The sequence below is a fragment of the Spirillospora sp. NPDC046719 genome, assembly GCF_040645715.1.
GTDB lineage: Bacteria > Actinomycetota > Actinomycetes > Streptosporangiales > Streptosporangiaceae > Spirillospora.
The window spans coordinates 1-2,349 of record NZ_JBEYYT010000794.1 but is presented as its reverse complement, the minus strand read 5'-3'; the positions used below and the strand labels follow the sequence as shown (position 1 = coordinate 2,349).

The 2,349-nt window shown below is 73.6% G+C and carries 3 protein-coding genes; 2 read left to right on the top strand and 1 reads right to left on the bottom strand.

Annotated features, from left to right (window positions below):
• Nucleotides 1–15 precede the first annotated feature (15 nt).
• A complete protein-coding gene (locus ABZ914_RS50315) occupies nt 16–603 on the bottom strand; it encodes a TetR family transcriptional regulator (protein WP_500201664.1) in 588 nt (195 codons plus the stop codon).
• A 65-nt stretch (nt 604–668) separates the two neighbouring features.
• Here ABZ914_RS50315 and ABZ914_RS50310 point away from each other — a divergent pair, with 65 nt between their 5' ends.
• Nucleotides 669–1,889: an MFS transporter gene (locus ABZ914_RS50310; protein ID WP_500201663.1), complete on the top strand. Its 1,221-nt coding sequence runs from the start codon at nt 669–671 to the stop codon at nt 1,887–1,889.
• 98 nt (nt 1,890–1,987) lie between these two features.
• Entirely contained in the window at nt 1,988–2,254 is a 267-nt protein-coding gene (locus ABZ914_RS50305; protein WP_500201662.1) for a tetratricopeptide repeat protein, read from the top strand.
• Nucleotides 2,255–2,349: the final 95 nt, after the last annotated feature.

The window sequence follows — 2,349 nt, the reverse complement described above, 5'->3', positions numbered from 1 at the left end:
CGCGCACGGCGCCGGTCAGCCGGGGCGGCCGGCCGTCCAGGAGTCGGCGAGGGCGCAGAGCCGGTCGAGGGCGGCCTCGACCCGCTCGCGGTCGCCGGTGGTGAGGAAGTCGGCCTGCAGGCCGGAGTAGGCGCTGTTGAGGAGGGTCGCGTTGACGCGGGCCTCGTCCGGCGCCAGGCCGCGGGCGACCAGCGCTCCGGCGACGAACTCGGCCCGCGCGGCCAGGAACGCGGGCACCCGGTCGCCGAGGCGGCCCGCCGCTGCGAGCCCCTCGATCTCGTGGATCAGCCGCGTGTGCGCGATGTTCTCCGGCGCGAGGTGGCGGTGCCACGAGTCGCGGACGATCGCGCCGATCCCCCGGTCCGTGTCGTACCAGCCCTCGGTGGCCCGCAGCTGCTCGTGCTGGACCTCGTCGAGCCGCTTCAGCAGCGCCGCCAGCAGCGCGTCCTTGTCCGCGAAGTGATGCGTGAGGACGCGCGTGCTCTGCCCGAGCGCCTCGGCGACGGGACGCATCGACAGCCCGGACATCCCGGTCCCGGCGAGGTGGTCGAGCACGGCGTCGAGGATCTGCGTACGCCGATGCGGGTCGCGGGGCCTGGCCACCGGTCGCTCCTCCTTGTCCCGTGGGGACGTCCAGCCTATAGGGTAACGAGTGTTACCTTAACTGGATGCCCTCCACCCGACGCCCCTTCGGCGGGCTCTGGCTCGCCGCGCTCACGGTCACCGCCTTCGCCCTGCAGACCGACGACTTCGTCATCGCCGGAGTGCTGCCGTCCATCGCCCGCGGCCTGTCGGTCGGCGAGGCGGCCGCCGGCCAGCTGGTGACGGTCTTCTCGGTGATCTGCGCCGCGGTCGCACCGGCCGCCGCGGTCGCCGCCGGACCGCGTTCCCCGCGCACGATCCTCACCTGGGGGATGCTGCTGTTCTGCGCCGCCAACCTCGCGGTGCCGCTCGTCCCGTCCTACCCGGTCCTGCTCGTCCTGCGGGTCGTCGCGGCGCTCGCCGCCGCGCTCTCGCTCCCCGCCGTCTTCTCGGCCGCCGCGACGCTCTCGCCACCGGACCGGCGGGGCCGCCACCTCGCCACCGTCACCGCGGGGCTGACCGGCGCCGTGGTCGCCGGCGTCCCCCTCGGTACCTGGATCGGCGCAGCGGCCGGATGGCGCGCGACGTTCCTCGCCGGCGGAGTCCTCGGCGCGGTGGCGCTGGCCTTCCTCCGCGCCACCCTTCCGGACGTCCCGCCGCCTCCTCCCGCCGGACTCGGCGAACGGCTCCGCCCGCTCGCGGCGCCCGCCGTCCTCCGCGCCCTGCTGGCCGCGGCCGTCGCGGTCCTCGGCAACATGATGATCCAGACCTATCTGGCTCCCCTGCTGCACGGCCTCGCGGGTGTGACGCCGTCCGGCCTCGGGCTGCTGCTCACGCTCACCGGGCTCGCCGGTGTCGCCGGTGCACGGCTCAGCGGCACCCTCGTCGACCGCATCGGCCCGCAGCGGTCGTTCGGCCTGGCCGCGCTGGCGTTCGCCCTGGCGATGGCTGGGCTCGCGATGTGCTGGCCGGCGCGCCCCGTCCACCTGGCCGTGGTCGTCCCACTGCTGCTGGTCTGGTCGGCCGCAGCATGGTCGGTACCGCCGGCCGTGCAGGCACGCGTCCTGGCGCTCACCGGTCCTGAGGTAGGTCCGCAGGCGCTCGCTCTCAGCAGCAGTGCCGTCTACCTCGGTGCGTCGCTCGGAGCCGGTCTCGGCGGCTGGGCCATCGGCTCCCTCGGCCCCGGGGCGCTTCCGATCATCGCCGGGGCCTGTTTCCTGGCCGGGATCGCCCTCTTCGGACCGCCGGGACGGAGCACGTCACCTACTCCTGACCGCGACGCGGAGGGCCACCACGCCGATCTGTGACGCGGGCCGGTGGCCGCGCCGGTGCAGTGTGTGGGTTGGCACCGGCGCGACCATGAGTCCGGTCATTGCCAGACAGTTTAATTATCACTCATCACACGTTGCACACGCGTTGCGTCCCTGCCCAGCAGGCACGTCCGGAGGCGCCCCTCGGCGAGGCGGAGGAGAGCGTCAGGCTTCTCACGGCGGAACGGGACGCCGGCTCCGACGAGCTGGACGACGCCGTCACGGACTTCCTCGCCCTGGCGCTCACCGATCTCGACTGTGACCGCGAGGCGGCCGCGCTGGCGCTCGGCGTGCCCTCCCGCCACCTGCCGCACTACAACCGCTCCGTGTCCAACTACGAGAAGGCCCTGAGCGAGCCCTGAGCGGACACCCGAAAATGCGAAAGGCCCCGCCGTGAACGGCGGGGCCTTTCTCACAAAATGTCCGGCGGTGTCCTACTCTCCCACACAGTCTCCCA

Bases quoted from the DNA above. Each gene is read 5' to 3' on its own strand.
- ABZ914_RS50310 (WP_500201663.1), top strand. From the start codon at position 669: ATGCCCTCCACCCGACGCCCCTTCGGCGGGCTCTGGCTCGCCGCGCTC.